The sequence below is a fragment of the Streptomyces sp. NPDC002838 genome, from assembly GCF_040295365.1.
Classification (GTDB): Bacteria; Actinomycetota; Actinomycetes; order Streptomycetales; family Streptomycetaceae; genus Streptomyces.
Genome location: NZ_JBEOVF010000009.1, coordinates 15,632 through 42,028 on the forward strand (window position 1 = coordinate 15,632; position 26,397 = coordinate 42,028).

Sequence of the window (26,397 nt, forward strand, 5' to 3'; positions counted from 1 at the left end):
GCCGGCGCGCTGGCGGAGCACGAGGTGCAGGTGGATGCTGACGGTGCGTTGCTCGTCCGCGGGCTGAATCGAATGGGCGGCGACTGACCGGGGCGCCGGGGTCGGCGGGGTGGCTGAATCGTTTCTTTGTGACGTGCCCGACGCCGGGGGCCCGCATCGTCCGGGCTGTGACGGGGGTAGGACGGCCTTGATCGATGCAGCGGGCAACCGGTCGGAGGGGGACGAGCGGTATGAGTGCGGCGCGAGAGGACGGCCAGGGAAGGGAGACCGGCAACGTCATCGGTGGATCGGCCCGGTTCTACGGACCCACCGTCCAGGCCCGTGACGTTCATGGCGGCATTCACGTCCAGACTGCGCCGCCTCCGCCTCCGCCGGCACCCCGTCAACTTCTCCCCACACCAGCGCACTTCACCGATCGCGTCGACGAACTGGCTGCCTTGGACCGGCTTCTTGCGCGAAACGTGGACACCGATTCCCGTAAGCCGCTGATCGTGGTCAACGGCCCGGCCGGCATCGGCAAGACGACCCTGGTCTCCCGATGGCTGCGCAAGCACGAATCCGTCTTCCCCGACGGGCAGTTGTACGCCGATCTGCGCGGGCACGCAGCGGATGGACCGGCGGGCCCGGGTGAGATCCTCGGCCGGTTTCTGCGGGCGCTCGGCGCCGGGGTGGTACCCACCGACCTGGCAGAGCAGGCATCCCTGTGGCGGTCCGCCACCGCGGACCTGCGGGTCGCGGTCATGTTGGACAACGCATTCACCGCGGCACAGATCCGGCCGTTGTTACCGGGCGGGCCCGGCGGCCTAGTTGTCGTGACCAGCCGGAACAGGCTGACGGGACTGCGCCTGGACGGAGCGGAGTTCCACCGGTTGCAGACGCTTGATCCCGCCGCCGGCCTGGAGCTGTTCATCCGCGGCGCCGGCAAAGACCGGGTTTCCGGTGAACTACCCGCGGTCCGCCAGGTCGTGAACCTCTGCGCGGGCCTGCCCCTCGCGGTATGCCTCGCCTCCGCCCGGCTCGCCGCACGTCCCAAACAGCCCGTTGCCGCACTGGCGGATGCGCTCGCACCGGACGTCGGCCGCCTGGCCGCGTTGGAAGTCGAAGGGGAGGCGACCGTGCGCAAGGCCCTGGACGCGTCGTACGCGGTCCTCAGCCCCGAGGCGGCACGGGTGTACCGGGCCCTCGGCCTGCTGCCGCTGCCCGACTTCGACTCCCGGGCGGCCGCAGCCGCCTGTGCGGAATCCCTGGCGTGGGCGGAACGCCGACTGGACGAACTCGTCGAGGCCAATGTGCTGGAGGACATCGGTCCTGACGTGTACCGCTTCCACGACCTCGTCCGGGTACACGCCCGCGACCGGGCGACTACGACCGACACCGAGGCGGACCGTGAGCGGATCCTGCGGCGGGTCGCCGACTGCTACCTCTGGACCACAACCGAGGCCCAACGCCTCATCACGCCCATCCAGTTGACCCTGCCCCGGGCCTATGAGCACCTACCCACGCTGCCTGCGCCCTTCGCCGACGACCGGGGCGCCCTGGGCTGGCTGGACGACCGGCGCACCCACCTCATGGCGGTGCTGCACCTGGCTGTCGAGCGCGGCTGGCATGCCACGGCCTGGCAACTCGTGGACGCCATGTGGCCGTTGTTCCTCCGACTGCGCCACTACGACCTGTGGATCGAGGCCCACCGCATCGGCTTGGAAGCCGCCCGCAGCCACGGACACCGGGAGGCCGAACGACAGATGCTCAACTCCGGAGCCATCGGCCTGAGCGCCGCTCACCGGATCGACGACGCCATCGAGTGGTACTCGGCATCCCTGCACGCCGCACGCGATGCCGGGGACGCACGCGACGAGGGGCAGGCGCTGCTCGGCCTCGGCGGCTGCCACCACGAGGCGGGGAGTTTCGCCGAGGCTGTGTCGCACCTGAACCGCGCGGTAGCGACCTGGGAGGAGTGCGGCTATCCGCGCGGGGTGGCCCTGGCCAGGATCCTCCTAGGCGAGGTCGCCCTCGCCGAGAACGACCCCGAAGGGGCCGTCGCCTGCTTCTCCCAGGCCCGAGATGGGCTCTTGGCCGTGGCCGACCCGCACGACGCGGCCCGGGCTCTCGCCTTCCTCGGCCGGGCCCACGCCCGGACCGGCGATCACGCCATGGGCACCGCGCAGATGGAGGAGGCGCTCGCGGTGTTCACCGCCTCCGGCGCTCTCCACTGGCAGGCCCGCACGCTGGAAATGCTCGGCGACACCGCACACGAACGGGGCGAGGACACGACCGCCGAGGAGTTGCACACCCGCGCCCTCGCCCTGTACGAGACCACCAGCCCGGTGGACGCACGCCGACTCCGGTGATCGTAGGCAGAACGATCCTCACAAGCCGCGCAGCACGTGGATGTGCTCGATGTTCCGCAGTGTGTGTCCCGCCACCAGCCAGGCGTGCAGACAGGACGCCAACAGCGGTTGTTCCGGGGGAACCCGGTGGGCCAGAGGCACAACCGTTCGGCTCGTTCTCTCGGTGACCGCCCAGCCGCCCCTTGTCAGCGGTACCGCGGCAAGGCGGCAGCCCGGATGAGTGGCCGTGATGTCGCCCAGCAGACGCGTCGCGTCGGCGAACCGGCGTGGATGCCGGGCGTGCAGTACATCGGCGCAGGCCGGCCACCGGACCTCGGTGCACATGTCGGTGTCCACGGCGAAGTGTTCGTCCGTACAGGCCCCCGGCCCGTCGGTGCTGGGAGGGGCGCCGGGCACTGCGGGACCGCCGCGGGCCAGCACGTCGTAATCCCCTTCGGCCGACCGTATGCGGAGCAACAGGCTCGGCACCGCGTCCCGTTGCGGCCCTGGGGTATCCGGCAGTGCCGCCCACAGCCGGACGGATACGAAGCGCATCACGCCGGAACCTCCCGGCGTCCCGGCGCCCAGGTGTCCAGCGGCGGCGGCTGGGGCAAGGGGACCGTCTCCGGTTCGTGGGCAGGCTGGCCCAGTCCCAGCAGGCGGTACACGAGCCGCCGCATGTTGCGGTTGAAGCGGCCGGGTTCGGAGGTGATACGCGTGGCGATCGCCGCATACTCCTCCGGGCGGTATTCGGCGGCGGTGTACTGGAGCTGGCCGACGAGCGGATGGGTGGGCGAAAGTGCCGGCGCGGTCAGGGCGAGGGCAGCGGCGGGTGAGGAGGGGTTGATCTCCCGCTCCGGTGAACTGGCCAGCAGGATGGGCGCGCGGGTGAGAGTGCCGTACACGGTCACCGAACCGTGGTCGCCGATGATCCAGTCCGCGGCGATCAGAACACTTCGCCAATCCGCTTCCGGCGGCATGAGTGCGATGCCCAGCCCGGTGCAGCGCGCCAGCCAGGCCCTGATCTGCCAGGAACCGTGCCCCGACCACACGTTGGGGTGTACGAGGAGGACGGACCTGAACTGGCCGGCGGGCAGCTCGGCGATGAGCCGGGGCAGCAGCGCCTCAAACCGGCCGAAGGACGAGCGTGCACCCCAGGTCGAGACAACGACCACCAGCTTCTCTCCGTCCGACAGGCCGAGAGCGCGGCGGTAGTCGGAGCGCAGCGGAAGGCTCGCCGCGATGCGGTCGTGTGCCGGATCGCCGACCACGTGGGTGAGCGGGAGCACCTCCGGGCAGTGCCGCTGCAGGTCGACCAGTTCGGCATGGTGGGGCACCACCACGGCGGCGGGCAGCCGACCGCCAGGGACGAGGTCATGTTTGCGCAATCCGGCCACACCCGTGTGCGGACCCGAGACCAGGCGCTTGAGATAACCGGCCCCGTGCGGCAGCGTGATCAGCGGAGCGGAAATCCTCTCCACGCCTCGCGGCCCGGCCGCGAGCGCCAGGTCGAAAGTCATCCGCACTGCCTCGTCCCACGGCACCACCGCGCCTCCCAGCCGCTGGAGGAAGCGCGGGACCTCGTCGCCGAAAACGTGCGGTGGTGCCGTGAACACCACCTGCACCCTGAAGTCGGTCTCCAGCAGCGACAGGACGTCGACCAACCGCTTTCCGTAGGTGAGGGTGTGTACGACGACCAGCACCATCTTGCGCTCGACGAGCGTTAGCCACTCGCGCTCCTCGACCGACGGTTCCGTACCCTTCCGCAACGCCGACATGATGTCCCCCGTTGTCCGTGCGGGCCCGGTTTGGCCCTTCCTGCTGGGCGTCTCCCCCTTCCGATGGACGGAAGGCTTGTCAGGACCTTGAGGAAACCTTGCAGTCGCCGTCCTGCTTCGGGTTCAGGACGAGGGACGCGGCGGCGATCATGCGGAACTTGGCGGAGGACCCACGGCTGCGTACGGTCCGAAGGCGGATGGGTGTCCGCGCCGCCCCACCTCGAAGCGGGTTGGCCCCGGGCGCCCTGGCCACCTGCTCGGGGAGTGTCCCTTGGCGGTATTGACAGACGATCCGCATTGCCGCATCGCGCGGCAGCCTGACGTTCGGTCAGCTAGCACGCAAGGTGAGTATGGCGATGTAGTCAGTTGTGGGTTACTTGGGGGTTACAAGGACTGTCCGCCGGGCAGAGCCTCGCTCAGGAACGCGTCGGATATCGGTACGTGGGCAGGAACGTGGTCTGGCACATGGGATTGCCGGCAGGCGGAACGCCTGATCAGCCGTCACGCTGCCCTCGGACAGCCTGCAGCGCTCAGGATGCGTGCCGACGAACTTGCGGCCTCCGCACAGTGGGATAAAGCACTGACCGCATACCGCGTCGCGGCACGATCGCGCTGCGCAGCCGCACTTTCCAATGTGGCGGCCGTATACCGGGCGACCAAACGGCAGGCCGAAGCAGACCGATTGCTCTTGTACGGCTGGGAGCCAGGAGGGGCAATTGCTGAACTGTGGGCGACCCCGGACCCCGGTGGTCTTGAGCCTTGATTTGATGGCCGCCTGGCTGGCGGCAGGTGGTGCGATCAACGACGCGGTCACAGCGTTAGCGTTCGATGTGGTAGCGGCTTTGGGAGATGACGGCTTGGCGGAGTTTGGTGGTGAAGTCGGGGGTGCCGGCGATGCGGTCGACCCCGCCGGCTTTGCTCTGGCGCAGTGCGCTCTTGAAGTTCTGTTCCAGGGTGCCCGTCATGCGGGACATGAGATCGTCGGTGAGGTGGTCGAGGTCGATGTTGAGCTGCGGGGGCGTGGAGACGAGGGCCGCAGTGCTGGGCCGAAATGGGCCAGGCCGTGCATCGCCCTGAGGTACGGCTCATCTGCCACACGTACCTGCAGCTCGACAGCGATGATCAGCGCGGCAAGGGAGGCAATCGCCAAGACGTTTCGGCACCATCAGTGAGAGCCCGAGGCCGGTGACAGTCATGGCGGTGAAGACCGGGTTGCGGACGTGCGCGAACGGTCCGCTGCGGACGAGCGTGGTCCGCTCTGCCTGGTCCACGCCCACACGCCAGGACGCTCCCATGGCCCTCTGGGCGAGCAAGGCGTCGGCGACTTCGAGCACGGCGATTGCCGTCCCGGCCCCCTTGCGTGGCCGGCGTGTCGCCAATGAGGACGGGCAGCCCCGCCAGTGTGGCGACAGACGTGGCGACGGCACCGGGCAGGGCAGCGATGAACAACACCCCTGCCCACCGGGAGGCCGAGCCGGGGGTGCCGGACAGGCCGCGGAAACCTGAGTCGCCGGTGCGGCGGCGTTGGATGAGTGCGCGGAAGCCGAAGGCGGTCAGTGACCAGAACCCGTACAACGCCAGTGCCGTCAAGGCCCAGCCGGTCATCGGGCGTCATTCTCCTGGGCGGGGGTGCAGCAGGCGCAGCCCGGAGCGCAGCCGCAGCCGTCGTCCTGGCCCTCTGCTTCGGCGATCCTTCCGATGGGGACGGCGCAGCAGTTGTCGCCGCGCCACGCCTCGCGGCCTTCCTTCACCGCGACGGCGGCGATCACCAGGGCGGCGACCGGGTCGGCCCAGCTCCAGCCGAACAGGGAGTTGGCGAGCAGGCCGACGAGGAGGACGGCCGAGAGGTAGGTGCACAGCAGGGTCTGCTTGGAGTCGGCGACTGCTGAGGCGGAGCCGAGTTCGCGTCCGGCGCGGCGTTGCGCGGCGGACAGGAACGGCATGACCGCGAGGGAGAGGGCGGCCAGCACGATGCCGGGCGTGGAGTGCGCTGCCTCGCTGGTGCCGGCCAGGGCTCGGACGGAGTCGACGGTGACGTAGGCGGCGAGGGCGAAGAAGGACAGCGCGATGATGCGCAGCGCGGTCTTCTCGCGGGCTTGGCGGAGGGCGTGGTCGGCGGCGGAGAACTGCCAGGCGACGGCCGCGGCGGAGGAGACCTCGATGACCGAGTCCAGGCCGAAGCCGATCAGGGCGGTGGAGGAGGCGAGGGTGCCCGCGGTGAGGGCGACGACCGCTTCGATGACGTTGTAGGTGATGGTGACGGCGACCAGCAGGCGTATGCGCCGGGCGAGTTGGGTGCGGCGGGTCAGGGTGGGGCCGAGGGAGATGGTCGTCATCAGCAGCAGCCCTTTTGTTCGGCGTCCGCGCAGGTGCGGTCGGCCTCGACGGCGAGGACCGCGCCGAGCAGGTCGTCCAGGGCGTGGCCGAGGCGGGCGTCGGCCAACTCGTAGCGCATACGGCGGCCTTCGGGGACGGCGACGACGATGCCGCAGTCGCGCAGGCAGGTGAGGTGGTTCGACAGCCGGGTGCGGGAGATCTCCAACTGCTCGGCCAGATCGGCCGGGTAGGCGGGCGTCTTGCGCAGGGCGAGCAGGATGCGGCAGCGGATCGGGTCGGCCAGGGCACGACCGAAACGGGCCAGGGCGTCGATGTCGGAGGCGAGGGTCAGCACAGCAAAACGGTACACGATTTCCTGGATTCAGGAAATCGTGTACCGTTCGCACCCTTCAGTGGTCGTGCGGTTCGTCCCGGTGGATCGGGCCGTGCGAGTCCGCGCAGTGCGCGGCGTCATCGGTGGCCAGCAGGTCGCGAGCGCGGTGCAGAGCCAGCTGAAGCACGGGGGCCCGTGCGTGGTCGACCTGGAGGGTGGTGTGGGTGATGCCGTAGTCGTGGCGCAGGAGTTCTTCCAGGTCGCGGCGCACAGCGTGGCAGTCGCCGCCGGGTTCGACCAGGATGTGCGCGGAGAGGGCGGCCTGCCCGGAGGTGATCTGCCAGACGTGCAGGTCGTGGACCTCGACGACGGCGGGCTGGGCGACGAGCTGGTCACCGAGCGCGTCGGGTTCGACGTGTGCCGGGGCGGCTTCCAGGAAGATCCGGCCGGACTCTCGCAGCAGCCCGTAGCCCGCCTTGAACATGAGGGCCACGACCACGAGCGTGGCGATGGCGTCGGCGCGGGCGAAGCCGGTGAGGACGACGAGCAGGGCGGCGATCGCGGTGCCGATGAAGGCGAACAGGTCGTTGAGGATGTGCCGGTAGGCGCCCTCGGCGTTGAGGGAGGAACGGTTGGCCTTGGAGATGCACCAGGTCGCGGCCACGTTCTCGGCGATGCCGCGTGTGCGGTGGCGAGCATCAGGCCGCCTCTGCCTCGGGCGGGTCGATCAGACGTTCCGGAGTTGCTGGTCAAGGCGCTCGACGCGCGGTCGTGAGGGCGCGGGTTCGAGCGGGGTCCGAGCGTTGTACGACAGTTTCGCGTACGGCTTCCGGCCGGTAGGGGATGATGGGCGACCGTGCCACCTGATCACGGGACCGGACACGAGGGACGTGTCGGAGCAGGCCGGGCCAGTCGCGCGGGAACGTGCGCGCGGGCCGGCCTGTTCGCCGTGCTCGGCACCGTGCTCGCGACCTTCGGGCATCACGCGGTCGCCGAAGGCACGGTGCCGTGGCGGCTGATGGCCGCGCTGGTCGGGGCGCAGTTCGTAGCGGTGTGGCCGCTCGCCCGGCGCCGCTACGCGCCGGGCGCGACGGTCGTGGTCACGCTGACGGCGCAAGGTGGGCTGCATCTCGCCCTCTCCTGCGCCGACGGTGACACCTCCACGGCGATGCCGCAGCACGGGATGCACGCCGGGCACATGGCCGCCGCCTCGGGGGACGGGCATGCCTGGCATCACACGGGGGCGGCGATGACGCTCGTGCACACCCTCGCCGCGCTGGTGGTGGCCTGGCTGCTGCACCGGGCGGACGTCCGGACGGCGGCCGCGCTCGAGTCGCTGGGCACGCTGTCCAGGGCCGCGGTGGCCGCCCTGGACCAGGTGCTGCCACGGCTGGTGGCCGATCCGGACGCGACTGCGCCCAGGCTGCCCGCCGGGTGGACGGGCAGGTATCGCGCGGCGGCCACGCAGGTAGGAGGGGAAGTACTGGAGCACGCGGTGGTGCGCAGGGGACCACCGCGACGGGAGCACCTCGTGGTCCTTCACCGGCCCCAGTTCCCGCGGGGCCGGATTCTCCCGTCTCAGCAAGGAGTTTCCCTGTGTCCCCGTCCACCCACGTGGTAGCCCACGCCGGCCGCCGTGTCGCCCTCGCCGCTGCCGCCGCGCTGACGGCCACGCTCGCCCTGGCCGCACCGGCCGCCGCGCACGCGGAGGTCGAGGCCGACCGTCCGCAGGCCCTCGCGGAGAACGTCACTCTCACCTTCGTCTCCGAGGCCGAGTCCGCATCCGCGGGCTTCAGCAAGCTGCGCGTCGTACTGCCCGAAGGCATCGCACCCACTGACGTCACCCTCGACGAGGCACCCAAGGGCTGGAAGCTGACGGCCACCAACGACGGCTACACGCTCGGCGGCCCGGTGCTGAAGGCCGGCATCGACGCCGAGCACAAGATCAAGGTCAGGCAGTTGCCGGACGCGAAGGAGCTCGCGTTCAAGACCGTCGAGACCTACAGCGACGGCGAGGTCTCCCGCTGGATCGAACTGCCCACCGGCGGCGAGGAGGCCGAGCAGCCCGCCCCGGTCCTCAAGCTGGAGGCCGCGGCTCCGGGCGCCGAGCCGGTCAGCCCGAGTCCGACGGAGACGGAGCGCGCGACGCCCAGTGCGGCCGCGTCCACTCCCTCCGCCGCCGCACCTCAGCCGGATGCCTCGGCGGCTGCCAGTGACACGGCGGCCGAGGAGGACGACGGCATGTCCTCCGGCGTCCTGGTCGGTGTGATCGTCGTCGCTCTGCTCGTGCTCGGCGGCGGAGCCTGGTGGCTGGTCAAGCGCCGCGCCGCCTCGTCCCAGAGCTGACGCTCACCGCCGTCGCCCTGAGGTGAAACCGCCCGAGGGCGACGGCCGGCGGGCCGCCGTGAACGTTCTTCAGCCCACCGGCGTCACAGCGGTAGCCAACACCGAGGGAGCCACCATGCCTGCCGGACGTTCCCGGTCCCGTTTCGTGTCCGCTGCCGCGTCGATCGGGGCCCTGCTGTGCGCGACCACCGCCTGCGCCTCCGAGAGTTCGTCCCCGGAATCCGCCGTGGGCGGGCAGAAGACCACCTGGGAGGAACCTGCCTCGTACGACTACACGCTGACATCGACCACCCAGGTCCTGGCGGGGACCTTCCGGGTGAAGGTCCGGGACGGCACGGTGACGGAGGCGGTCGGACTCGACGAAGACAGTCGGCGGCAGGTACGGGAGGTGCCCGGTGAAGTGCCGACGATCGGCCGGCTGTTGAAGCGGCTCGACCAGGCTCGCAGCGACGACGCGGACACAGCGGAGGCGCAGTACGCGGCCGACGGGCGCCCGCTGCGGATCTCGCTGGACTGGGACGAGAACGCCATCGACGACGAGGCCCTGTACGTCATCAGCGCCTACGAACCGGGGAGGGTGGCGCGGTGAGACGGGCGCGGCGGAGGGCGGGAAAGGCGGCGGCGACCGCGAGCGTGCCACGACGCAGGCCAGGCCCCCCGTCCACGGGGCAGCGCGGGCGCTGGTCAGTTCGGCGAGGAAGCCGACCGACGGCAGCGTTACGCCGGCGGTGCGAGGGCGACCGGAAGGCCTGGCCGGTCAGGCGCCGCCATAGGCTTGCGCGGTGGAGACGGTACCCATCCGCAGATTCCAGCGCCCCTCCCGGCCGGTGAGCTGGAAGGCGGACAGCGGTGGAACGTCGATGCGCCAGAACGACCGCTGCGGCGCTCCCAGCGCGTGCACCACCGCAGCGCGCGCAATGGCCTGTTCGACCACGGCCGCAGTCCGTCCCGTATCGGCCGGCAGCGCGTCCAGCCAGGCGGCGATCCGGTGGCACACCTGACCCACGGACTCGCCGCCGTGCGGGGCCGCTTCGGGATCCGACATCCAGGCAGCGAGCCCGGCACCGTCACTGGCTGCCACCTCACTGAGGGTCCGGCCGTGCCACCTGCCCATGTCGACGTCCCGCAGGGCCGGTTCGACGCCGGCGTCATCCCATCCCAGGGCCTGCGCCGTCTGCCTGCACCGCTGAGAAGGCCCCGTGTAGCAGGCGGCCGTGGGCAGGGCTGCGGTGACTGCCCGCACCGCCCGCAGCGCCCGCTCGTCCAGGGGCGTGTCTGCGCCGAAGCGCACGTCGTGCTCCACAGGCGCGGCGGCGCACAACAGCGTGAGCCGGACGGTCATCAAATGCCCTTTCCCGCGGGGTCGGTTCATCGTAATTGGCGTACGCCATGTTGGCCGAAGGCCCGCTTGCCCCTACGCTCTGGGGCGACAAGGACGACGGCGCCACGGAAGTCCGGTGCAAGTCCGGCACGGTCGCGCCACTGTGTGCCACCCCTCCGGCCAGACGAGGGTGGTGAGTCAGACCCAACGCCGTCGTCGCGTGCTCCACACGATGCGGGACGCGTTGTTCCCGAGGAGGTCTCGCCATGGCGCAGTCCACTGCCGCCCCCACCCCCACCACCCAGACCGTCACGCCCCTGCCGCTGCGGGCGATCGCCCCCTGGGCGGTCTTCTTCGGCGTCCTGATGCTGGTCCTGCTGTACTTCGTCGGCGCCGAACAGGGCGCCACCGCCGTGGTCTCCGGTGAGGGCGTGCACGAGTGGGTGCACGACGCCCGCCACCTCCTCGGCTTCCCCTGCCACTGACGGAGGCCTTCCATGAACTCCGTCACCGTACGCACCCTGTTGGTGCGAGGCATGCTCGCCGGCGCAGGCGCCGGCGTGCTCGCCTTCGTCTTCGCCTTCCTGGTCGGAGAAGGCCCCGTCGACGCGGCCATCGCGTTCGAAGAGGCCAACTCCCATGAACACGGCGGTGAGGAACTCGTCAGCCGTTCCGCGCAGTCGACGGCCGGTCTGGCCACGGGCGTGCTCGTCTTCGGTGTGGCCATCGGCGGCATCGCGGCACTCGCGTTCTGCTTCGCCCTCGGGCGGATCGGCCGGTTCGGCGCGCGGGCCACAGCCGGACTGACCGCGCTCGCAGGGTTCCTCCTGGTCTACCTGGTACCGATCCTGAAGTACCCGGCGAACCCGCCCGCCGTCGGCAACCCCGACACGCTCGACAAGCGCACCGTCCTGTTCGTCCTGATGATCGCCCTGAGCGTCCTGCTGGGCATCGCCGCCGTCCTGCTGGGCCGCAGGCTCGCCCCGGCCTGGGGCAACTGGAATGCCTCCATCGCCGCCGGGGTCGCCTTCGTCGCGGCGGTGACGGTCGCGATGGTCGTCCTGCCGCACGGGGACAACACCCCGAAGGGCTTCCCGGCCACCGACCTGTGGGAGTTCCGTCTGGCTTCCATCGGCGTCCAAGCCGTGCTGTGGTCGGCGTTCGGGCTGCTGTTCGGCTTCCTGGCCGAACGTGTCCTCGAACCGCAGTCGGCCCGTGGCCGGGTCTCCACCCTGGTGGCCTGAGCCGTCACACACGAGCGGCGGGAGCCGTCGGGGGCGCGCCCGCGGATCCCGCCGTTCCGTTTCGTGTGTACGGGGTCGGGGCCGGAGACGGGGGGAACAGTCATGCCGGGCCCGGGGCCAGCGGCCCTCTTGCAGGACCGCGAAGAACATACGGGGGTGAGGAGGTTGGCTCCGCCTGAGGCAGCCAAGGCATGCCTCAGGCGGAGCCGATCCATCTCCCGACTCAGGAGCTGAGCTGCGCCGACCGGGGCGTCGTCACATGTGGACGACGGGTGCGGCGTCGGGGTCGGTGGCGGGTGCGCCGCGCCGGTAGAGGGGCACGCTGATGAGCAGGCCGACGGCGAAGAAGACGGCCGACCACCAGTACGCGGTGGAGCAACCCTCCAGACCGGCCTGGGCCAGTACGGCGGGGTCCAGCCGCCGACCTGCTGCATGGTGTTGACGGCGGGGGACGCGACGCCGGAGTCCTCCGGCGGCCACGCCGGCCGTGGCCAGGCTCATGGCCGGGGCCATGACCAGGAACAGCTGCCACATCCGGGCGCCGGACGGAGCGGACCTGCGCAAGCTCGACGCTCAGCCCAGGTAGGCGAGTTCGGGGAAGTGCCGCTGGTAGGCGTCCAGCAGACGTCTTGCCACGGCGTACGAGTCGATCAGCGGGTGGATGGTCAGTGCTTTGACCGCGTGGGCGCGGTCACGGGTGGCGGCGGCGCGGATGACCGCGCGCTCCACCTCCTTGACCGAGCACACCAGGCCCCTGGCGTGGTCGGGCAACGGGGCCCCGGCGATGGGGTGGGCGCCGTTGGCGTCCACGTGGCAGGGGACCTCGATGACGGCGTCGTCGTCGAGGACGGGGATCCGGCCCCGGCCTCGGACGTTGAGGATGAGGGCGGTGCGCTCGTCCAGGGCGATGGCGCGCATGAGGGAGAGGGCCACCTGCTCGTAGCCGCCGGACTCCAGGTCGCAGGAGTCGCGTTCACCCATGCCGACGGCGTCGCGGTTCTCCGCCATGTAGGTGACCTCGCGCTCCAGGCGGGTGGCGTCCCAGGCGTTCCAGGCGGCGCGGGGTGCGGGCGGGACGCCGACGGCCGCGCTCGGGGGATCCGTGCTCGTGGAGTGCGTGCTCAAAGAGTCGTAGAAGCGCTGCTGCTGGGAGTGCAGGAAGGCCCCCCGGGTCTGTTCGGCGGCCCGCGCGGAGCCGACCGACTCGCGGTGGAAGTAGTAGTAGTGCAGGTACTCGTTGGGCAGCGCCCCGAGCGTGCGCAGCAGGTCGGCGCCGAAGAGCTTGCCCTCCTCGAAGGAGGTCAGCGCGGCCTCGTCCGCCAGCAGGGAGGGCAGCAGGTCCCGGCCGTCGGCGTACAGGCCGCACAGCCAGCCCAGGTGGTTCAGGCCCACGTAGTCCAGGCGGGTGCGGGCCGGGTTGACGCCGAGCGCCCCGGCCACGCGGCGGCCGAGGCCCACGGGGGAGTCGCAGATCCCGATCACGCGGTCGCCGAGGTGGGCGGTCATGGCCTCGGTGACCAGGCCGGCGGGATTGGTGAAGTTGATGACCCAGGCGTCGGGCGCCAGAGCGGCGATGCGGCGGGCGATCTCCAGCGCCACCGGCACGGTGCGCAGCCCGTAGGAGATGCCGCCCGCGCCGACGGTTTCCTGGCCCAGGACGCCCTCCTCCAGAGCGATCCGCTCGTCCGCCGCGCGCCCGGCGAGCCCGCCGACGCGGATGGCGGAGAACACGAAGTCGGCTCCGGTGACCGCCTCGTCCAGGTCGGTGGTGACGGTGACGGCGGGCGGGTCGGCGTGCCCGGCGGCCTGGTCGGCGAGGACCTTGCGGATGGCCGTCAGCCGGGAGGCGTCCAGGTCGTACAGGGTCACCGTGGTGACGCGTCCTTGGCCGCGGTCGCCGAGCAGTGCCCGGTAGACCAGCGGGACGCGGAAGCCGCCGCCGCCCAGGATCGTGAGTTTCATACTTCGAACACCTCAACTCCCGCCTCGCGCAGCCGACCACAGGTCGCCTCGTCCCCCGGGGCGTTGGTCACCACGACGTCGAGGTCTTCCGGCCCGCACACCCGGGCCATTCCGGTGCCGGGGAACTTGCCCGCGTCCGCCAGCAGAACCACCTGGGCGCTGGCGGCGATCATCGCCCGCTTGACGGGCACCTCGACGGCGGTGGTGTCCAGCACCTGGCCGTCGGGGCGGATACCGCTGGTGCCGAGGAACAGCCGGTCGGCGTGGATCTGCCGCAGGTTGTCCTCGGTGAGGAAGCCGACCAGCGAGCGGTAGTCGCGCCGGACCACGCCGCCCAGCAGGATCAGCTGGACGTCCTTGTCGTCCTGGAGCTCCTCGTAGACGGCCAGGTTGCTGGTGATCACTGTCAGGGAGCGGCCGTGCAGATGGCGGGCCACCCGGTGGGCCGTGGTGCCGATGTCGAGCAGCACCGTCTCACCGTCCCTGACCAGGTCCGCGCACCACGCCGCCAGCGCGTCCTTGGCCTCGACGCGGACCGCGGCCACGTCGGCGAACGGGTCGTCCTCGCCGAGGACGGGGGCGGCACCGCCGTAGACCCGCTTGAGCAGTCCCTCGTCCTCCAGCTGCGCGAGGTCGCGCCGGATGGTGGCCTGACTGGCCCCCACCTTCTCGGCCAGGGCGGTCACGCTGGTGGGACCGTCCGCGCGCAGGGCGCGGAGGATCAGCTCATGTCTTCGGTCAGGGAGCATGGCGCTGACCATACGACCAGAGTCGCGCAAAGTCACGCATGGATGTCTCGATCTCTGCTTGACTCTTGTCAAACCCGCGCACCGGGTGCACTCTCTTGCGTAATTCGAGCCAGGCCCGGACCCCACTCCGGTCGGCCGAAGCACAGAGGCACGCGCATTTTCGCCGCCACCGATGCTTCGGCACCGTCCGAGAGGACCAGCTCACACGTTCCGGGCAGCGAGGTGCGTTCGCGGACATCGATGCTCTTCAGCCGTCCGGAAGCTCCGTCGCGCCCGCCGTCGCCCACGACTCGCAGGTCCCTTCCGGACACGCCGAACACTAGGAGAAGACCGTGGACCTTTCCCGTAGACGATTCCTCGAGGCCGCCGTGCTCACGGCCGCAACGGCCGGGCTGACCGCCGCGTGCGGCGACGGCTCCGGGTCGAGCGGCGGCAAGGACAGCAAGAACCTGAAGTTCTGGTACTGGGCCGGCGGCCTGAGCGACAAGGTCGTCGCAGACGCCAAGAAGCAGTTCCCCGACGTCACCCTGAAGACGTCCGTGATCGGCGGCGACTTCAAGACCAAGCTGCTCACCGGCATGAAGACCGCCCAGACCGCGCCGGACATCACCGGTATCAAGGGCGAGGACATCGCCTCCTTCCTGCCCAATGCCAACCGCTTCCTCGACCTGAACGAACTCGGCATGGACAAGCTGGCGCCCGAGTACCTGGAGTGGAAGCTGAAGCAGGCCACCTCCCAGGACGGCAGGCTCATCGGCTTCCCGATCGACATCGGCCCCTGCGCGCTGTACTACCGCGAGGACCTCTTCGACAAGGCGGGGCTGCCCACCGACCCGGCCGAGGTCTCGTCCCAGCTGTCCACCTGGGACGCCTACTTCGACGCCGGCGTCGAACTGCACAAGGCGGTGCCGAAGTCGTTCCTGATCAACAACATCAGCGCGGTGTTCACGATGGCCGTCGGTCAGGGCACCAAGCGGTTCATCGACGAGGACAACACGTTCATCGGCGACCAGGACCACATCCGTGCGGCCTGGACCACCGCCGTGAAGCCCTACACGCTCGGCATCGACGGCAACATCAACGACAACACCTGGAACGCCGCCATCAGTAACGGCACCGTGGCCACCGGGCTGGGCGCCGCCTGGTACGCGCTGGACATCCAGAACGCGGGACCGGGCACCAAGGGCAAGTGGCGGGTGGCGAGCCTGCCGAGCGGACCGTCCAACCTCGGCGGATCCTTCCTGTGCCTCCCGTCGACCTGCGCCAACCCCGAGCTGGCCTTCGACGTCGTCAAGTGGATCCTCAACCCCGAGAACCAGGCGCGCGGCTTCACCGACGCGGCCCTGTTCCCCTCCACCCCGGCCGCCTACGAACTCCCCGCGCTGACCGGCGGTGACGAATTCTTCGGTGGCCAGAAGACCATCGACATCTTCGGCCCGGCGGCCGAGAAGATCCCCGCCGCCTACGAGGCCCCGGCCGACGCGGCGGTCTCGGCGCCCTACTACAGCCAACTCACCAGCATCGAGGCCAAGGGCAAGGACCCCGAGGCCGCCTGGAAGGACGCGGTCAGCCAGGCCAAGCAGATCGCCCAGCGCCAGGGAGTGAAGTGACATGACGTCAAGCCCGGTAGCCGGTTCGGCCGCCACCGGACCGCCCTCCGGACCCGCCGGGCAGCCGGCCCCGGACCGTCCGCGCGGTCCGGGCCGGCACGGCCGCCGGATCCGGCCGGTGTCGTCCCGGACGCGGCCCGGGCCACGGCGCGGAATCGCCAGGTACTGGACCCAGTACGTGGCCATCTCGCCGTACTACCTGATCTTCTCGGTCTTCATGCTCTTCCCGGTGCTCTTCACCGTGTACCTGGCGTTCCAGAAGTGGGACGGCATCGGGGAGATGGAGTTCGTCGGGTTCCAGCAGTTCCGCTACCTCTGGGACGACCCGGTGTTCTGGCTGTCCATCCGCAACACCATGGTCATCTGGCTGCTGTCCACCGTGCCGATGCTCTTCATGGCGCTGGTGATGGCGGTGCTGGTCAACTCCACCAAACGCTTCACCGGCTTCTACCGGGTAGCGCTGTTCATTCCCAGCATCACCTCGCTGGTGGCCATCGCGATCTTCTTCGGCGCGATCTTCAGCAACAACTTCGGCCTGATCAACGCCATCCTGCAGGGGCTGAACCTGTCGGCCGTGCCGTGGATGAGCAACGAGTGGACGATCAAGCTGGTCATCGCGGCGCTGATGACCTGGCAGTGGACCGGCTACAACGCCATCATCTACCTGGCCGGCCTCCAGGCGATCCCCTCGGAGCTGTACGAGGCCGCCAGGATGGACGGGGCCGGCCCGGTGCGGATCTTCTTCTCCATCACGATCCCGCTGCTGAAGCCCATCATCCTGTTCACCGTGGTGATCTCCACCGTCACCGGCCTGCAGAGCTTCACCGAACCCCAGGTGCTGTTCGGCAGCGACGCGGCCACCAACCCCAACTCCGGCGGGCCGGGCCAGGCGGGCCTGACCACGCTGCTGTACTTCTACCACCAGGCCTTCGACAACAACGACTTCGGCTACGCGGCCGCGATCGTCTGGGCCTTCTTCCTGCTGATCCTGCTCATCGTCATCGTCAACTGGCGCCTGGTGCAGGGTAAGGAGCGACGGTCATGAACGGCTTGAATCGCCAGCGCCTGCGCGGGCTGAGCGTCCATGTGATTCTGATGATCTCTGTCGTGATCTCGGTGTTCCCGTTCTACTGGATCATCGTCATGGCGACGAACACCTCGCAGGACATCTACAGCTTCCCGCCGAAGCTGTGGATCGGCGACAACCTGCTGACCAACGTCGAGAACCTGTTCGCCAGGGTGGACTTCTTCGGGTCGCTGCTCAACACGGTGATCGTGGCGGTCTGCACGACGGTGCTCGTGCTGTTCTTCGACTCGCTGGCGGCCTTCGCCTTCGCCAAGTACGACTTCCCCGGCAAGAAGTTCTTCTTCGGCCTGCTGTTGTCGATGTACATCCTGCCGACCCAGCTGGCGATCATCCCGCAGTACGAGATCATGGTGCAGCTGGGCTGGCTGGGCACGCTCAAGGCGCTCATCGTGCCCGCCGCCGCCAACGCCTTCGGCATCTTCTGGATGCGCCAGTACACCAGCACCGGCGTCCCGGACGAACTGCTGGACGCCGCCCGCATCGAGGGTGCCGGGTTCTTCCGCCAGTACTGGCACGTGGTGCTGCCGTGCGTCCGCCCGGCCCTGGCCTTCCTCGGCATCTACACCTTCATCGCCGCCTGGAACGACTACATCCTGCCGTTGGTGATGCTGGTCAACCCGGACGAGGTCACCCTCCAGGTGGCCCTGGCACAGCTGTACGCCGCCCACTCGACCGACTACAGCATGGTGATGGCCGGAGTGCTGCTCGCGGTCATCCCCCTGGTGCTGGTGTTCACCTTCTTCGCCCGCGGGTTCATCGCCGACGCCACCAAGGGCGCCCTGCGCTGAGCGCGCGGGGGTCGGACGAGCCTCCTGCTCTCCGCCACGTCCTTCGTCGAGGACGGCGCACGGCGGGCGGGCGCAAGCCCGTCGACCACGTCGACCCCAAGCCCGACGGCTTGCACCGCTGGAGCTGTGGAACCGGCGCCGCGGCTTCTACGCGGAGGGCGAGGAGGCCGCCCTCAACCGGTTCATGACCGCGCTGGACCGGGTCGAGGAGGGCCACGAGGCGGTGCAACGCTACGTCATGGACCGGCGGCTGCCGTACGTCACCGCCCGTACGCCCGCGGTCTGCGCACCCGGGGACCACTACTCCCTGCCCGCGCTGGAGAAGTTCGCCACCGCGCTCGGCTGGCAGACCCGGGTCCTCTCCGGCGGGCACGTACCCGCCCCTGAGCAACTGCCGGGGGAGTTCGCCGAGGTGGTACTGGAATGGGTGGCCCGGGCCAGAACCGGACCAGGGGCGGCCGGCACGGCTGTGCTCGGTCAGGCCGGACGCGGGTCGATGTGGATCTTCGGTCCCGGCCCGGCGCCCGCCGGGCGCTCACCGGCGAGGACGGGACCGACCTGTTCCAGCCCGACGGTCGCGGCCACGAGTGGCCTCGGGTCGACGGATCCGTCGGCGTACGCCCGGATGGTCGCGTCGAGGCCGGGGGAGGCGGACAGGATGCCGACCGCGGTGACGTCCTTGAGGGCGAGCGTGCGGGTGTCGACGCGGCTGGGTTCGCCGGCCAGCCCGACGTAGACGACGCGGCCGGCCGGTTCGACCGACTCCAGGGCCAGGGCGGGCAGTCGGGCGGCGTTCGAGGCGTCGACGACCGCGTCGAACGGCAGGTCCGGGACGGAGTCCTCCGGCCACGCGTGCTCGAAGCCGAGCTCCCGGGCGAAGGCCAGCGAGCTGTCGGTCCGGCCCATCAGGTGCACCTCCGCACCGGCGGCCCGGGCGAACATCGCGACCAGCAGGCCGATGGTGCCCGGGCCGAGCACCAGTGCCCGGTCTCCGGGCTGCAACTCGGCGGCCTGAGCGGCGCGCAGGGCGTTGCCGCCCGGCTCCACCAGTGCGCCGAGTTCGGCGTCGACGGTGTCGGGCAGGGCGTGCAACGAGGAGGCGGGCACCGCTAGTCGCTCCGCCAGGGCGCCGGCCCGCCCGCCGCGTATGCCGACTTCCTGCCGTCTCTCGCACACGTGCTGGTGGCCCCGCAGACAGCGGCGGCAGGTGCGGCAACCGAGCATGGTGTCGCCCATGACCCGCCGGCCGAGCCAGACGGAGTCGACGCCGTCGCCGACGGCTGCCACGCGCCCGGCCCACTCGTGGCCCAGCCGCATCGGGTAGGTGGAGTGCCCTTGGTGGAGGTAGGCCATCTCGCCGGTGAAGAACTCCACGTCGGTGCCGCACACGCCGACCCGCTCGACGTCGACGACGACTTCACCGTGGGCCGCCACCGGCGCCGGCACCTCCTGGACTTCGTACTGGCCCGGGCACGTCAGGACGAAGGCACGCATGACGTGGCGAGTGTGGTCCAAGGACGACGTGGTCATGGGTGCGGCCTGCCCAGGGGGCCGAGGGCGGCGCGGATCTCGTCGACCGCGTCGATCAGCGTGCGCAGGGGCGTCCGGTACGCCAGGGCGCTGATGCTCAGCGCGCCGCAGGGGCCCGCCGGTGAGGTGGCGTAGACGGGCAGAGCGAGGCAGTTGACGCCGGTCTCGTTCTCCTGGTCGTCGAGGGCATGGCCCCGTTCCCGGATGGCCCGCAGCTCGCGATGCAGGGCCTCGGGTGTGCACAGCGCCCGCGGTGTCCGGCGTACGAGCGGCGTGTCGCCGATCCACGCCTCGACCTGATCAAGGGTGCCCAACTCCTGGGCGAGCAGCAGCTTTCCGACGCCGGTGGTGTGAGCCGGGTTACGGCCACCGACCGTCGAGGTCAGCCGGACGGCGCCGCTGGGCGGGTCGACCTTGGCGCGGTAGACGACCTCCCGGCCGTCGAGCACCGCGTAGTGGGCCGTCTCGCCGAACCGGTGGGCCAGCGCTTCGAGCACCGGGCGGACGCGGACGTGTTCGGGCCGGGCCTCGTGGTGGGCGAAGGCCATGCGCAGGAACTCGTCGCCGAGCAGATACCGGCCACGGGCGTCCTGGCCGGCCAGCCCCGCCCGGCGCAGCGCGCCGAGCGCCCGGTGCACGGTCGGCTTCGGGCTGCCGATCACCCGGGTCAGCTCCTCCAGCCCCACGCCGTCGGGGTGGCGGGCGAGCTCCTTGAGGACGGCGAGGACACGGTCGGACCCCACAAGTCGGCTGCTCTCGGCGCCGGTTGCGCTGCCCTCGCCGAGGGCTGTCGATCCACCGACCGTCTGCGTATTCTTCATGGCGTTCCAAAAGTTAGACCGCCGTACCGACTATTGGAAGAGGGGCAATGGTGACGCTCCGAAGCGCGCAGTGGTACGCGGGTCAGGACCGCAACGCCTACATCCACCGGGCGTGGATGCGCCGCGGCGTCCCGGGCGACGCCTTCAGCGGCCGTCCGCAGATCGCCATCGCCAACACCGCCTCGGACCTGACCCCCTGCAACGCACACCTGACCGAGGTGGCCTCCTCCGTCCGCGACGGCGTGTACGAGGCGGGTGGCATTCCGCTCGACCTGCCCGTGGTGTCGCTGGGGGAGACGCAGTTGCGGCCCACCGCCATGCTCTGGCGCAACATGGCGGCGATGGCCACGGAGGAGATGCTGCGGGCCAACCCCATCGACGGCGTCGTCCTGCTCGGAGGCTGCGACAAGACCATCCCTTCCCTGCTCATGGCCGCCGCCTCGGTCGATCTGCCCGCCGTCGTCGTGCCCGGCGGCCCGATGCTGACCGGGACCTTCCGCGGTGCGCCGCTGGGCTGCGGCACCGACGTATGGCGGCTGTCGGAGGAGGTGCGGGCCGGAAAGCTCTCCCAGGAGCAGTTCACCCGCTCCGAGTCGGCGATGATCCGCAGCCGCGGGCACTGCAACACCATGGGCACCGCCTCGACGATGGCGCTGGTGGCGGAGGCGCTGGGCACGGTCGTCCCGGGAGTCGCCGGCACCCCGGCGCCCGACAGCCGTCTGCTGGAGGCCGCCCACGGCACCGGCCGGCTGGCCGTGGACATGGTGGCCGCCGACCGACGGCCGGGCACCTTCCTGACCGAGGCGTCCTTCCACAACGCGATCGTGGCGCTGGCCGCCATCGGCGGCTCGACCAACGCGGTCGTCCACCTGCTGGCCATCGCGGGCCGGCTCGGCATCGACCTGACGCTCGACGACTTCGACCGCGTCGGCTCCCGCGTGCCGGTCCTGGTGGACCTGCTGCCCGCCGGCCGCTTCCTCATGGAGGACTTCCACCGCGCCGGAGGCCTGCTCGCCGTCCTGCGCGAGGTCCGCGACCTGCTCGACCCCGACGCGCTGACCGTCACCGGCAAGCCGCTGGTCGACCACCTCGACGACGCTCCCATCTGGGACTCCGAGGTCATCCGCACGCGCTCACAGCCGCTGGTCGCCGAGGGCGGCATCGCCGTCCTGCGCGGCAACCTCGCCCCCGACGGGGCACTCATCAAGCCGGCCGCCGCATCCGCGCACCTGCTGCGCCACCGCGGCCGGGCCGTCGTCTTCGACTCGATCGAGGACTTCCACGCCCGTATCGACGACCCGGACCTCGATGTCGACGCCGACTCCGTCCTCGTCCTGCGCGGCTGCGGCCCCAAGGGCTACCCGGGCATGCCGGAGGTGTCGAACATGCCACTGCCGAAGAAACTGCTCGAACAAGGTGTCCGCGACATGGTCCGCGTCTGCGACGGCCGGATGAGCGGCACGGCGTACGGCACCGTCGTCCTGCACGTGGCGCCCGAAGCGGCGGCGGGCGGCCCCCTCGCGCTGGTCCGGACGGGGGACGTCGTCAGCCTCGACGTCGAGGCCCGGCGCATCGATGTCGAGGTCCCCGCCGACGAACTCGCCCGCAGGACCCCGAACCAGGCCACCGTCACCGGCTTCGCCGCCCCGAGGCGCGGCTGGGAGCGCCTCTACGTCGACCACGTCCTCCAGGCCGACACCGGAGCCGACCTGGACTTCCTCGTCGGCTCCAGCGGTTCGGAGGTCAGCCGTGAGTCGCACTGACCACTCCGGCCGGCTCGTCCGGACGAACCGGATGAGCCGGCCGGGGCCGTAGCCGGGATCGGATTACACGGCTGTCAGCCGAACGTCACGACGAGGCGGCCGTCCGAGGTGAAGGACCACTTCAGGGCGCCGGCGTAGGAGGAGCACCGGGACCCGTTCGAACCGGACCAGAACTGGTTCGAGCCGTCGGCGTTGCCGACGATCCTGTCGTTCGTCCCACTGCCGCTGCGGCACGAGGTGTTGTTGCGGAACACCGAAGTGCCCCCGTCGAACGAGTAGTTGCGCTCCTCGTTGTCGATGCTGACGTTGTCCGACACCGTCATCGTGCCGAGGTTCCTGTTGTACGTGAACCCGTGCTTGCCGTTGTTGTAGGCGATGTTGCGCCGGATGACGTGGTTGACCCCGATGTCCTCGCCGCCGAGCTTGTAGCCGTTGCGGTCACCGTTGCCGGCCTGGGAGCCGTCGCTGAGGGTGCCGTTGTCGTAGGCGAGGGAGTCCTCGATGGTCACCGCGCCGATGGCTCCCGTGTCCGACTTGGTGTAGAGGTCCCAGCCGTCGTCGATGTTGTTGTGGGCCACGGCGTAGCGGAAGACGTTCCCGGGACCGGAGGTGAGCTTCGCGGCGAAGCCGTCGGCGTCCTCGCCGTCCGAGTCGGCGTTGTCGTGCGACTCCGCGCTCAGAATGAGGTTGTTGGACGGCCACTGGTCCTTGGGCGTGCTGGAGAGCATCCGCGAGAGCTGGAGACCGGTGTCACGGTTGAAGCGGGTCACCGTGCGCTCGAAGATGTTGTTGCTGCCGCCGACGAAGATGCCGTTGTCCCCGGCCCGCTCGACGACGATGCCCTTGACGTGCCAGTACGACCCGTTCACGGCGAGCCCGCGGTTCGACGTGGCCTCGCTCTGGGCGGAGAAGTTCAGTACGGGCGTCTCACCCGGGTAGGCGGTCAGCTCGGTGCGGTCACTAGCGGTGCCGTTGTTGCCCGCCGGGATGGTGACCGTCTGCGAATAGCGGTAGGTGCCGCCGCGCATGTAGATCGTCCCGCCGGGCGTGATGCGGGAGATCGCCGAGGTGAGCGTCGTCGGGGCGGACTGCGTTCCGGCCGCGCCGTCGGTGCCGTTCGGCGCCACGTACAGCGCGGGCCCCGTCGGCGCCGGGTTGTCGCCGCTCGTCTCGACCTCGGCGTAGTCGACGTTGGGCAGGCCGGCGGCGGTGGTGGGGCTGAGCCGGATGGTGTTGCTGCCCGAGCTCACCGGCACCGTGAGCGTCTTCGTCGCCCACGTGCTCCACGCGCCGGTGCCCTCGAACGACACGGACGTGGCCGACGAGCCGTTCACCGTGAGGTTCGCGGGCCGTGCGGTGGTGGTTCCGTTGGCGAAGCGGATCCTCAGGGTCGCCGTGCCCGCGGCGGGGGCGTTCACGGTGAACTGGGCATAGGCGCCGACCGCGTTGTTGGTGTTGCAGAATCCGCTGCCGGAGAAGCCGGCCCAGTCGGAGTCGATGGTGCCGGTACAGACCGCCGGGGAGCTCTCGGCCTCGTAGCGGGTGGAGGCGGCCTGTGCCGTGGTGCCGGACAGCGCGACGAGGGTGCCGGCCAGCAGGCCGACGCACGCGATGACGGGTCTCAGTTGCATCGTTCGTCTCCAGGTAGGTGGGCTCGTCTGACCAGGCGTTCGGTGGAACGGTGTCGAGCTGACCCTTCCTCTGCGGGTTCCGGAGCGCGATGATGCGACTAGTTCGAGAACGTGAATGGGGTGAACCGGCCGGGCATCGCATCCGGAGGGAGAAAGCGCTTTCCCGGACGCTAGATGCTTGCCGTGAACGCGTCAATAGACGTGTACTTGATTTCTATTCATCAACATGAACTACTGAAGGGTCGGCAACAGAAAGGCCGCCGTCGCCATGACGGCGACAGCGGCCCCTCCCACAGCGGCCCCTCCAGCGGCCCGCGTACGACGTCGCTCAGCGGAACGCCGCCTGCCCCGTCAGCGCCTGGCCGATCATGAGGGTGTGCATCTCCACGGTGCCCTCGTAGGTGAGGATCGACTCGAGGTTGTTGGCGTGGCGGATCACCGGATACTCCAGGGAGATGCCGTTCGCGCCCAGGATCGTGCGGGCGGTGCGGCAGATCTCCAGCGCGCCGCGGGTGTTGTTGAGCTTGCCGAAGCTGACCTGCTCGGGCCTGAGGCCCCGGTCGTCCTTGGTGCGGCCCAGGTGGAAGGCCAGCAGCGTGCCCTTGGCCAGTTCCAGGCCATGTCGGTCAGCTTGGCCTGGGTCAGCTGGAACGAGCTGATCGGGCGGTCGAACTGCACCCGGTCACCGGCGTAGGCCAGCGCCGTGCGGAAGGCCGAGCGGGCGGCGCCCATCGCGCCCCAGGCGATGCCGTACCGGGCCTCGTTCGGGACGATGTTGACGGCGTGGACGGCCACGCGGACGTCGCCGGGACCCGGCTGGGGGACGGGGAGTTCCTCGAGCCTCATCGGCTCGCCGACGTGGTGCATCCGCGCGGCTCGCATGGTCGCACTCATGGCCTCTCCTAGGGGTGAGTGGTGGAGATGTCGCCGGTGGGCCGGCCCCCATCTCGGTGTGCGGGGATGTGTGTGCGGGGGTGTGGGCGTCAGTCGTCGAGCAGGGTCGTCAGCCGCTGCCGCTGGAGCTTCCCGGTCGCGCCGCGGGGCAGCGCCGGTACGACGCACAGGCGCCGCGGCCACTTGTGCCGGGCGAGCCGGCCGTCGAGGTGGGCGCGGATGTCGTCCAGGGTGGGTTCGCCGGCGTCGGCGACCAGGAAGGCGGTCACCACCTCGCCCCAGACCGGATCGGGCGTCCCGGACACCGCGATCTCGACGAGGCCGGGCAGGTCGGCCAGCGCGTTCTCGATCTCGGCGGGATCGACGTTCTCGCCGCCGGTGATGATGGTGTCCTTGACCCGCCCGACCACCTCCAGCCGGCCCTCCGCGTCGATCCGGCCCCGGTCTCCGCTGTGGAACCAGCCCTCGGAGTCGGTCGCGGGCCGCGGCCCGGCGGCCGTCCAGTAGGCCGAGGCGACGGAGGGTCCGCGCACCCAGATCTCGCCCACGGCGTCCACCGGGGCCCGGGAGCTCGCCTCGTCCGCGACCAGCAGCTCGATGTGGGGGACAGGGCGCCCCGCCGTGGCGGCCGTGTCGGAGTACGTCACCCCGGCACTGGTCTCCGTCAGGCCGTAGGAGTCGACCACCCTGATGCCGCGCTCGGCCAGCTGTGCCCTGGTCGCGGTCTGGGCCGGTGCTCCGCCGGAGAGGATCCAGCGCAGCGTGTCCAGGTCGCCGCCGGCGAAGCGGGGGTGACGGGCCAGCAGGGTGGCCATGGCGGGCACGGCGAACGCGCACGTGACCCGGTGGTCGCGGACCAGGTCGACGAACAGGTCCGGGGCGAACCTCGGGGCCAGCACCACCGTCCCGCGCCGCGCCCAGGTGTACTGCGGCAGCCCGCCCAGTACGGCGACGTGGGCCAGCGGCGTCGAGACGAGCGTGACGTCCGCCTCGCCGACGGGCAGCAGGGCCAGGCCGTTGTCCATGCTCCAGTACAGGTTGTCGTGCGTTAGCGCGACGCCCTTGGGACGGCCGGAGGTGCCCGAGGTGAACGCGATGATCGCGACGTCGGAGCCGGCCGGTGGCTCCGGATCGGCGGCGAGTGCGGACGCCTCGTCGCCGGGGTGCAGTTCGTCCCACGTGAGAACAGGGCCGTCGCCCGGGAACCCCTCGTCGCCCACGACGGCACGCGGCGCCGTCTCCTCGCGCACGACCGCCAGCTCGCCGCCGGTCACCTGGGGATGGACGGGGACGAGCACGGCCCCCATCCTCGTCACGGCGAACAGCGTGACGAGAGCCTCCGGGCGCGCGGCGCCCCGCATCACGACCCGGTCGCCCCTGCGTACCCCGAACTTGTCGAGGCGGGCGACGGTGCGCCGGATGGCCAGGTCCAGCTCGGCATACGTCCAGGACCGGTCCGTGAAGACCAGGGGGACCCGGGACCCGGCCTCGGCCGCGCTCGCCACGAGATGGGCACCGAACCAGGAGGCGGGGGGCGTGGAGGTTCCGGTCATGCCCGCACCTCCGCGGCACGCCGGGCGCGGGCGAGGGCGCCCAGGGTCGACCCCGCGAGGTCGGCGGCGGACACCGGCGCGTGCCGCTCCAGCAGCCGGCGGGCGGCCAGGTGTTCCGCGGGCCAGTTCAACGTCTCCACGGCGACCAGCCGGTCGTCGCGGAAGGCGTACGCGGCCAGCCGTTCCGGGACTCGCCCGGCACCACGCGCACCTCGTCGGTGCCGGTACGCAGCCCGGCGATCTGCAGTTTGATCGCGCCCTGGTCGCTCCAGAACCACGGCAGGCTCTCGTACGGGCCCGGTGACCCGGCGATACGGCGGCCCACCAGCGCCCTTGATCGGTG

General features: G+C 70.6%; 24 protein-coding genes and 3 pseudogenes. 10 read left to right on the top strand and 17 right to left on the bottom strand.

Translation table 11 applies throughout. The features are described from left to right. The first annotated feature begins 230 nt into the window (after positions 1 to 230). The gene (locus tag ABT063_RS14220; RefSeq protein WP_351057570.1) at positions 231 to 2,348 is read left to right on the top strand and encodes a tetratricopeptide repeat protein; all 2,118 of its coding nucleotides are present in this window, start codon (positions 231 to 233) and stop codon (positions 2,346 to 2,348) included. Positions 2,349 to 2,366: 18 nt separating this feature from the next. Here the strand turns inward: ABT063_RS14220 and ABT063_RS14225 are convergent, their stop codons facing one another. The 6 genes and pseudogenes from ABT063_RS14225 to ABT063_RS14250 all read right to left on the bottom strand — a co-directional run. After that, complete coding sequence (locus tag ABT063_RS14225) at positions 2,367 to 2,882, bottom strand: hypothetical protein (protein ID WP_351057571.1); 516 nt, start codon at positions 2,880 to 2,882, stop codon at positions 2,367 to 2,369. Then, positions 2,882 to 4,105 carry a hypothetical protein gene (locus ABT063_RS14230; RefSeq protein ID WP_351057572.1) on the bottom strand — a complete coding sequence of 408 codons (1,224 nt, stop codon included), beginning with the start codon at positions 4,103 to 4,105 and terminating at the stop codon, positions 2,882 to 2,884. The genes ABT063_RS14225 and ABT063_RS14230 overlap by 1 nt, the downstream gene beginning before the upstream one ends. An 818-nt stretch (positions 4,106 to 4,923) precedes the next feature. Continuing rightward, positions 4,924 to 5,079, bottom strand: a complete 156-nt coding sequence (locus tag ABT063_RS14235) for a hypothetical protein (protein WP_351057573.1) — start codon at positions 5,077 to 5,079, stop codon at positions 4,924 to 4,926. Between the two features lie 627 nt (positions 5,080 to 5,706). Beyond that, a complete protein-coding gene (locus tag ABT063_RS14240) occupies positions 5,707 to 6,441 on the bottom strand; it encodes a cation efflux transmembrane domain-containing protein (RefSeq protein WP_351057574.1) in 735 nt (244 codons plus the stop codon). Next, positions 6,441 to 6,776 (bottom strand): ArsR/SmtB family transcription factor, encoded by a 336-nt coding sequence (locus ABT063_RS14245; RefSeq protein ID WP_351057575.1) that lies wholly within the window; start codon positions 6,774 to 6,776, stop codon positions 6,441 to 6,443. Before ABT063_RS14245 ends, ABT063_RS14240 begins: the two co-directional genes overlap by 1 nt. Before the next feature lie 55 nt (positions 6,777 to 6,831). Continuing rightward, positions 6,832 to 7,489, bottom strand: a pseudogene (locus tag ABT063_RS14250) (cation diffusion facilitator family transporter); the annotation flags it as partial. Between the two features lie 215 nt (positions 7,490 to 7,704). Between ABT063_RS14250 and ABT063_RS14255 the strand changes: the two are divergent. The 3 genes from ABT063_RS14255 to ABT063_RS14265 all read left to right on the top strand — a co-directional run bounded on the left by ABT063_RS14255 (position 7,705) and on the right by ABT063_RS14265 (position 9,690). Continuing rightward, positions 7,705 to 8,376 carry a hypothetical protein gene (locus tag ABT063_RS14255; protein WP_351057576.1) on the top strand — a complete coding sequence of 224 codons (672 nt, stop codon included), beginning with the start codon at positions 7,705 to 7,707 and terminating at the stop codon, positions 8,374 to 8,376. Further along, positions 8,352 to 9,101 carry a DUF1775 domain-containing protein gene (locus ABT063_RS14260; RefSeq protein WP_351057577.1) on the top strand — a complete coding sequence of 250 codons (750 nt, stop codon included), beginning with the start codon at positions 8,352 to 8,354 and terminating at the stop codon, positions 9,099 to 9,101. Before ABT063_RS14255 ends, ABT063_RS14260 begins: the two co-directional genes overlap by 25 nt. Positions 9,102 to 9,216: 115 nt before the next feature. Further along, positions 9,217 to 9,690 (top strand): DUF6174 domain-containing protein, encoded by a 474-nt coding sequence (locus ABT063_RS14265; protein ID WP_351057578.1) that lies wholly within the window; start codon positions 9,217 to 9,219, stop codon positions 9,688 to 9,690. A 168-nt stretch (positions 9,691 to 9,858) separates the two neighbouring features. Here the strand turns inward: ABT063_RS14265 and ABT063_RS14270 are convergent, their stop codons facing one another. Continuing rightward, positions 9,859 to 10,443, bottom strand: coding sequence for a histidine phosphatase family protein (locus tag ABT063_RS14270; RefSeq protein ID WP_351057579.1), 585 nt, complete (start codon positions 10,441 to 10,443; stop codon positions 9,859 to 9,861). A 245-nt stretch (positions 10,444 to 10,688) separates the two neighbouring features. On the opposite strand from ABT063_RS14270, the gene ABT063_RS14275 reads away from it, so the two are divergent. Together ABT063_RS14275 and ABT063_RS14280 are read left to right on the top strand one after the other, a co-directional pair. Further along, complete coding sequence (locus ABT063_RS14275) at positions 10,689 to 10,907, top strand: CbtB domain-containing protein (protein ID WP_351057580.1); 219 nt, start codon at positions 10,689 to 10,691, stop codon at positions 10,905 to 10,907. 12 nt (positions 10,908 to 10,919) lie between these two features. Next, a complete protein-coding gene (locus ABT063_RS14280; RefSeq protein WP_351057582.1) occupies positions 10,920 to 11,666 on the top strand; it encodes a CbtA family protein in 747 nt (248 codons plus the stop codon). A gap of 255 nt (positions 11,667 to 11,921) precedes the next feature. On the opposite strand, the pseudogene ABT063_RS14285 reads toward ABT063_RS14280, so the two are convergent. From ABT063_RS14285 to ABT063_RS14295, 3 genes and pseudogenes are all read right to left on the bottom strand, one after another. Continuing rightward, positions 11,922 to 12,191, bottom strand: a pseudogene (locus ABT063_RS14285) (MFS transporter); the annotation flags it as partial. 48 nt (positions 12,192 to 12,239) lie between these two features. After that, positions 12,240 to 13,628 (bottom strand): 6-phospho-beta-glucosidase, encoded by a 1,389-nt coding sequence (locus tag ABT063_RS14290; RefSeq protein ID WP_351057583.1) that lies wholly within the window; start codon positions 13,626 to 13,628, stop codon positions 12,240 to 12,242. Continuing rightward, complete coding sequence (locus ABT063_RS14295) at positions 13,625 to 14,377, bottom strand: DeoR/GlpR family DNA-binding transcription regulator (RefSeq protein ID WP_351057584.1); 753 nt, start codon at positions 14,375 to 14,377, stop codon at positions 13,625 to 13,627. Before ABT063_RS14295 ends, ABT063_RS14290 begins: the two co-directional genes overlap by 4 nt. Before the next feature lie 332 nt (positions 14,378 to 14,709). Here ABT063_RS14295 and ABT063_RS14300 point away from each other — a divergent pair, with 332 nt between their 5' ends. The 3 genes from ABT063_RS14300 (at position 14,710) to ABT063_RS14310 (ending at position 17,862) form a co-directional block, all read left to right on the top strand. Then, positions 14,710 to 15,987 (top strand): extracellular solute-binding protein, encoded by a 1,278-nt coding sequence (locus tag ABT063_RS14300; RefSeq protein WP_351057586.1) that lies wholly within the window; start codon positions 14,710 to 14,712, stop codon positions 15,985 to 15,987. Between the two features lie 154 nt (positions 15,988 to 16,141). Next, the gene (locus ABT063_RS14305; protein WP_351057790.1) at positions 16,142 to 17,032 is read left to right on the top strand and encodes a carbohydrate ABC transporter permease; all 891 of its coding nucleotides are present in this window, start codon (positions 16,142 to 16,144) and stop codon (positions 17,030 to 17,032) included. After that, positions 17,029 to 17,862 (top strand): carbohydrate ABC transporter permease, encoded by an 834-nt coding sequence (locus ABT063_RS14310; protein WP_351057587.1) that lies wholly within the window; start codon positions 17,029 to 17,031, stop codon positions 17,860 to 17,862. The genes ABT063_RS14305 and ABT063_RS14310 overlap by 4 nt, the downstream gene beginning before the upstream one ends. 477 nt (positions 17,863 to 18,339) lie before the next feature. Here ABT063_RS14310 and ABT063_RS14315 read toward each other — a convergent pair whose 3' ends face one another. Both ABT063_RS14315 and ABT063_RS14320 read right to left on the bottom strand, forming a co-directional pair. Next, the gene (locus tag ABT063_RS14315) at positions 18,340 to 19,392 is read right to left on the bottom strand and encodes a zinc-dependent alcohol dehydrogenase (RefSeq protein ID WP_351057588.1); all 1,053 of its coding nucleotides are present in this window, start codon (positions 19,390 to 19,392) and stop codon (positions 18,340 to 18,342) included. After that, on the bottom strand, positions 19,389 to 20,213 hold the full coding sequence (locus ABT063_RS14320; RefSeq protein ID WP_351057589.1) for an IclR family transcriptional regulator: 825 nt from the start codon (positions 20,211 to 20,213) through the stop codon (positions 19,389 to 19,391). Before ABT063_RS14320 ends, ABT063_RS14315 begins: the two co-directional genes overlap by 4 nt. Before the next feature lie 47 nt (positions 20,214 to 20,260). On the opposite strand from ABT063_RS14320, the gene ABT063_RS14325 reads away from it, so the two are divergent. Then, positions 20,261 to 21,976 carry an IlvD/Edd family dehydratase gene (locus ABT063_RS14325; protein WP_351057590.1) on the top strand — a complete coding sequence of 572 codons (1,716 nt, stop codon included), beginning with the start codon at positions 20,261 to 20,263 and terminating at the stop codon, positions 21,974 to 21,976. Between the two features lie 74 nt (positions 21,977 to 22,050). Here the strand turns inward: ABT063_RS14325 and ABT063_RS14330 are convergent, their stop codons facing one another. The 5 genes and pseudogenes from ABT063_RS14330 to ABT063_RS14350 all read right to left on the bottom strand — a co-directional run bounded on the left by ABT063_RS14330 (position 22,051) and on the right by ABT063_RS14350 (position 26,379). Continuing rightward, positions 22,051 to 23,607: a right-handed parallel beta-helix repeat-containing protein gene (locus tag ABT063_RS14330; RefSeq protein WP_351057591.1), complete on the bottom strand. Its 1,557-nt coding sequence runs from the start codon at positions 23,605 to 23,607 to the stop codon at positions 22,051 to 22,053. A 328-nt stretch (positions 23,608 to 23,935) separates the two neighbouring features. Continuing rightward, positions 23,936 to 24,501 (bottom strand): annotated as a pseudogene (locus ABT063_RS14335) (acyl-CoA dehydrogenase family protein). Between the two features lie 89 nt (positions 24,502 to 24,590). Then, positions 24,591 to 26,054: a class I adenylate-forming enzyme family protein gene (locus ABT063_RS14340; protein ID WP_351057791.1), complete on the bottom strand. Its 1,464-nt coding sequence runs from the start codon at positions 26,052 to 26,054 to the stop codon at positions 24,591 to 24,593. Further along, on the bottom strand, positions 26,051 to 26,233 hold the full coding sequence (locus ABT063_RS14345) for an oxidoreductase C-terminal domain-containing protein (RefSeq protein ID WP_502990814.1): 183 nt from the start codon (positions 26,231 to 26,233) through the stop codon (positions 26,051 to 26,053). Before ABT063_RS14345 ends, ABT063_RS14340 begins: the two co-directional genes overlap by 4 nt. Next, positions 26,182 to 26,379 carry an oxidoreductase C-terminal domain-containing protein gene (locus ABT063_RS14350; protein WP_351057793.1) on the bottom strand — a complete coding sequence of 66 codons (198 nt, stop codon included), beginning with the start codon at positions 26,377 to 26,379 and terminating at the stop codon, positions 26,182 to 26,184. Before ABT063_RS14350 ends, ABT063_RS14345 begins: the two co-directional genes overlap by 52 nt. Between the last annotated feature and the right edge of the window lie 18 nt (positions 26,380 to 26,397).